General features: G+C 44.6%; 5 protein-coding genes and 1 other RNA gene. 1 reads left to right on the top strand and 5 read right to left on the bottom strand.

What is annotated here, in order from left to right; all coding sequences use genetic code 11:
- Positions 1-178 precede the first annotated feature (178 nt).
- The 5 genes from rsmH to rsmI all read right to left on the bottom strand — a co-directional run bounded on the left by rsmH (position 179) and on the right by rsmI (position 3,956).
- Positions 179-1,120: a 16S rRNA (cytosine(1402)-N(4))-methyltransferase RsmH gene (rsmH, locus tag A3761_RS17105; RefSeq protein ID WP_068553776.1), complete on the bottom strand. Its 942-nt coding sequence runs from the start codon at positions 1,118-1,120 to the stop codon at positions 179-181.
- A gap of 31 nt (positions 1,121-1,151) precedes the next feature.
- Positions 1,152-1,595 (bottom strand): division/cell wall cluster transcriptional repressor MraZ, encoded by a 444-nt coding sequence (gene mraZ, locus A3761_RS17100; protein ID WP_068516386.1) that lies wholly within the window; start codon positions 1,593-1,595, stop codon positions 1,152-1,154.
- Positions 1,596-1,893: 298 nt separating this feature from the next.
- An RNA gene (rnpB, locus tag A3761_RS17095) (RNase P RNA component class A) lies at positions 1,894-2,260 on the bottom strand.
- Between the two features lie 56 nt (positions 2,261-2,316).
- The gene (locus A3761_RS17090) at positions 2,317-2,991 is read right to left on the bottom strand and encodes a hypothetical protein (protein WP_068516390.1); all 675 of its coding nucleotides are present in this window, start codon (positions 2,989-2,991) and stop codon (positions 2,317-2,319) included.
- Between the two features lie 128 nt (positions 2,992-3,119).
- A complete protein-coding gene (gene rsmI, locus A3761_RS17085) occupies positions 3,120-3,956 on the bottom strand; it encodes a 16S rRNA (cytidine(1402)-2'-O)-methyltransferase (RefSeq protein ID WP_068516393.1) in 837 nt (278 codons plus the stop codon).
- Between the two features lie 56 nt (positions 3,957-4,012).
- Between rsmI and A3761_RS17080 the strand changes: the two genes are divergently transcribed.
- Positions 4,013-4,599 (top strand): penicillin-binding protein activator (locus A3761_RS17080; protein WP_156491916.1); only part of this gene is annotated, 587 nt, incomplete at its 3' end.

Here is a 4,599-nt window from a genome sequence, read left to right as displayed (position 1 = left end):
CATGCCGGTCACCACAAAACCTTTAAAGGAAACCTGCCTTAACAAATGAAGCAAGCCATCTAGGGCCAAAGCCATTCGCTCCATCACCGTCATCTCTGAAGAGTTTTCCCGCACCGCCTCAACGCCGCGTTCACCGTGGCGAACTACCGACGTCAATCTAGACATTAACAACATAAGCCTATTCATCAGAAACTCTCTCCAACACTCGCATTACAGCGCTACGCGCCCGAACGTTATTTTCTATTTCTGCTTTACTCGGTTTAATCGCCTTTCCAACTAGCTTAAAGCCTCGAACAATATCTTTTTCAAAAACGGGCACCCCCGGCGGAGGCGCATCACCTTTTGCTTTTTCACGCATAAAGCGCTTAACAATACGATCTTCGAGTGAATGAAAGCTAATAACAACTAAACGGCCACCGACTGCTAAACTCTCACTTGCTTCGTCCAGCAATCGCTCTAAATCACTCAATTCATCATTAACTTTAATTCGAATAGCCTGAAACACCCTGGTCGCCGGGTGCTTATGTTTTTCCCAAGACGGGTTCGCGTCCTTCACTATTTTCGACAGTTTTGCAGTCGTATCAATTTCCTGACCCAGCAATGCCTCTTTGATACCTCTAGCTATTTTCCTAGCAAACTTTTCTTCGCCATAATCGAAAAATACCTGAACCATCTCTTTCTCATCGACCTCTTTGATCCACTGTGCGGCACTCACTCCGCGCGTGGTATCCATCCGCATATCTAGCGGACCATCATTCATAAAACTGAAGCCTCTCTCAGCATTATCAAGCTGCGGAGATGACACACCCAAATCCGCTAACACGCCCGAAACTTTCTCTTGCCCACAAACTCTCAAATGCTCACGAATATCTGCGAAGGAGCCGTGCACAATCGAAAATCGCTCTTCATCAACAAATCGACTCTGTGCCGCAGATATTGCTTCCAAATCTTTGTCAATAGCGATCAACGAGCCATCTTTATCCAAAGCTTCTAGTATTTTTGAGCTATGCCCACCACGACCAAAGGTTGCATCAACATAGGCACCTGAAGAATTCGTCACCAATAAGTCAACTGCTTCTTGTAATAGCACCGTCTCGTGCATATGTTGCTCACAACTCATACCAATGTGTCCAATTCAATCAACATATACATTACAGAGACAAATTCAGCATTTGCTCTGGAATATCATCATCCTGATCTGCTTCATCTAACCAATTAAACCAACTGTCTTCACTCCAAAGCTCAAACTTCTTTCCTTGACCCACCAACATCAACTTCTTCTCGAGATTTGCATACTCTCTAAGTGTTGGCGGCACAAGAATTCGCCCATTCCCATCCATTTCCAAAGGCGTCGCATAACCAATCAACAAACGCTGAGTGCGTCGCGCAATCTTGTTGAAACTTGGCAGGCTTTCAATTTGAGGCAATATCTCTTTCCATTGATCTTCTGGGTAGACGAGCAAGCAGCGCTCCTCAGTATGCGCAGTCACAACAATACGGCCATCACAAAAAGACGCCAACGATTCCCGAATCTTAGTCGGAATCGCCATGCGACCTTTAGCATCCATATTGATTGCGTGACTACCTAAAAACAAAATTACGCCTCGAAACCCACAAAAAACTGAAAAATACCCAAAATTAACCACTTTTTTCTACTTTTACCCACTATAGGAACTAGAACTCCACAAATCAAGCAAAATAGACGGGTAGCCAAAGGGAAAAATACTCAAAAAACACAATAACTTAGAGAGATATAGGCAAAATCGGAAGGCACAGAGAGACTCTTATCTTTTAACAACAAAAAGATAGCGTGAAAACTTAAGAAACCACTTTAAGAGTAAGATTTTTTTCTTATTAAAAGACAAGAAATGGGGATTTTTTTAACTAGGAAAAGTAAAGAGTTTGCCGATAAGCCGGGTTCTGTCGTGGACAATCATTCATCTAGACTAAACGTCACCATTTAGTTCAAGCAACCTACCCGAATTCAGCGCGAGCCACGCCAACGAATTCCTATTTGGTTTTGCTCCGAGAGGGGTTTACCATCGCCATGAACTGTTGCCAGTCATGCGGTGCGCTCTTACCGCACCTTTTCACCCTTACCGTTCCTAGCCAAGGCTAGAACTTAGGCGGTTCACTTTCTGCTGCACTTTCCGTAGGCTTTCGCCCCCCAGGGGTTACCTGGCACTCTGCTCTGTGGAGCCCGGACTTTCCTCTCCTCATGCTGAAAACTCAGCTAAGCAGCGATTGCCTGGCAAACTCAGGAATAACAGTATTACGGAAATACAGATAATTCAAGAAAAGAATAGATAAATATAACTAATCTCGAACCGTAGCAATGCGAACATTACTAATACTCGTTAGATCAGAGATATAGCCACTGCCGATTGACGCTTCCTGCCCCTCGCGATCCGGAGGAGCAATTGTGGCTACAAAGTCTACCTGCCTCTCAACGATATAACGAATCGAGCCCAGGTTTTGCTCCAAGACAGTTACAGTTTGCTCTATACGACTTAACTCGTAGCTAGTATTGTCTTCTTGATCACTATCGGAATCGAAAACAATGCTATCAAACTCATCATCTCGAACAAGGAAAACAGCATCTTCAAAAGACGAAGGCGGAAGCTCATCCACATAACTCACATCAGCGGAGGTATCAGCTCCAACTAGAGAGTCTTGAATAGTGAGATTACTTGCCCACGACTCAACCTCTTGAGTCAAAGCAAACTCAAGCACGTCAGTCACCTCATCTGGGTTAGCATCCTCAATTGTGATATCGGTCTGAAAAGGCAGCACTTCATAATCGTCATCAACCGTCAAGCCCGCGGCTGTAGGACCAGCTATATTAACAATATCTTCAGCCGAGTTTGCTGACACAGCCGAAACCGTCCCCATCGCTCCTTCTGAAAGCAACTCAAAAGCATGCACAGGAAAAGCCGTCGCCAAGCCCAAAAATGATACTGGGAGAAAAATATTTCGGAACAGTCTATCCATTATGACTCTACATCCGTTAGATAATTATTTGCTTATATTTTGCACGATTAAGAATACCTTCGCAATCTACTAAGCACATCGAATCACATCATTCCTTCAAAATTGCAAACCGGTCGTCGGTTTTACAATCACTTCTCTTTCAAACTTAAAGCCAGGTTGTATATTTCCTTTTTACTTCCGCCCACAACATCCGCCACGACAGCACTTGCCTTTTTTGGCGGCAGCTCTAGAAGCAAACGCGCTAGAAGCTTGAGCTTTTGCTCATCACTCACACTCAGAGGCTCTTCCTGTGAACCTTCAAGCACCAACACAAACTCTCCTCTAGTTTGATCTTCGTCAGCCTTCATCCAAGCCAGAACTTCAGACACCTCACCGTACTTAATCGTCTCATATCGCTTGGTTAGTTCTCGAGCCACACAAAGTTTTCGCCCTGCCAACGCGTCGGACATAGCCTCAAGCGTCACCAAAATCCGGTGAGGCGATTCATAAAATATAACTGTGCGCCGCTCAGCAAGATAAGATTGCAGCACCTCTTCTTTAGCCTTTTTCTTAGCAGGCAGAAAGCCTTCAAAGATAAACGTGTCACTTGCAACGCCGCTGGCGCATAAAGCAGCAATCAGTGCAGAAGGGCCTGGTATGGGCCTGACGAGAACCCCACTTTCTTTGGCTCTCAAAACTAATGTATACCCCGGATCAGAAATCAGCGGCGTACCGGCATCTGAAACGAGCGCCACCGACTGCCCCTCTTTGACCAAGCCAATGATATAAGCACTTTTCTCAGACTCATTGTGCTCGTGCAGGGATATCATTTTTGTAGCAATACCGTAGTGCTCCAAAAGCTTTCTTGTGTGCCGCGTATCCTCCGCAGCAACAACGTCAACAGCTTTCAAAACCTCAATTGCCCTCAAAGTAATATCTGACAAATTTCCTATTGGCGTCGCAACAATGTAAATGGCACTTTCCAAGAACACAACCTCACTATAAAATACGGAACATTCTACATTTAAGCATAGACCCCGCTATGAAAGCACTTCACTTTTCTATTATTGTCTGCCTGTCTGTCATTATATCTGCCTGTGGCACATCGCCTAAAGTAAACCAAAGCAAACTAACAAAGGTCGAATCTCCCGCTCCAAAACAACCGGAAGAGCTGATTTCACTAGCACTAAAGTCCACCTCCCCAAAACAACAATCCAAGCTATTTTTTCAAGCCGCACAATCTTATTGGGAAAATAACCTATACGCACAGAGCGATGCTGCACTAGGGTCAGTTCAAATAGAGCACCTCAATGAAGCTGACGCTCAAGACTATCTTTTAATGTCCTTAAAGTTAGCGACAAGCAATAAGAACAAAGCACGCATTGAGAAAATACTGCCGCTAATCCCGAACCTTGGTTTATCTGGCATGAATGTCGACCAGCAAATCGAGCTTTCGCACTTATTATCTCAAGCTTATGAAATCACAGATTTAACTATTGAAGCGGCGATCACCTTAATCGATCATCGCGGCCTAATTAATCCAGAGCATCACCAAGACACAGACGAGCAAATCTGGCACCTACTCCGCTCAACTGAAACAGCCGACCTAAGCCAATACATTTACACAGG

The organism is Oleiphilus sp. HI0123 (genome assembly GCF_001635315.1).
Note: the sequence above shows the minus strand (reverse complement) of the source record. Positions and strands in the feature narration are given on the sequence as shown.

What these genes read in the sequence shown, in the direction of transcription:
- A3761_RS17090 (WP_068516390.1), bottom strand. Translation starts at nt 2,991, where the DNA reads ATGGATAGACTGTTCCGAAATATTTTTCTCCCAGTATCATTTTTGGGC.
- rsmH (WP_068553776.1), bottom strand. Translation starts at nt 1,120, where the DNA reads ATGAGTTGTGAGCAACATATGCACGAGACGGTGCTATTACAAGAAGCA.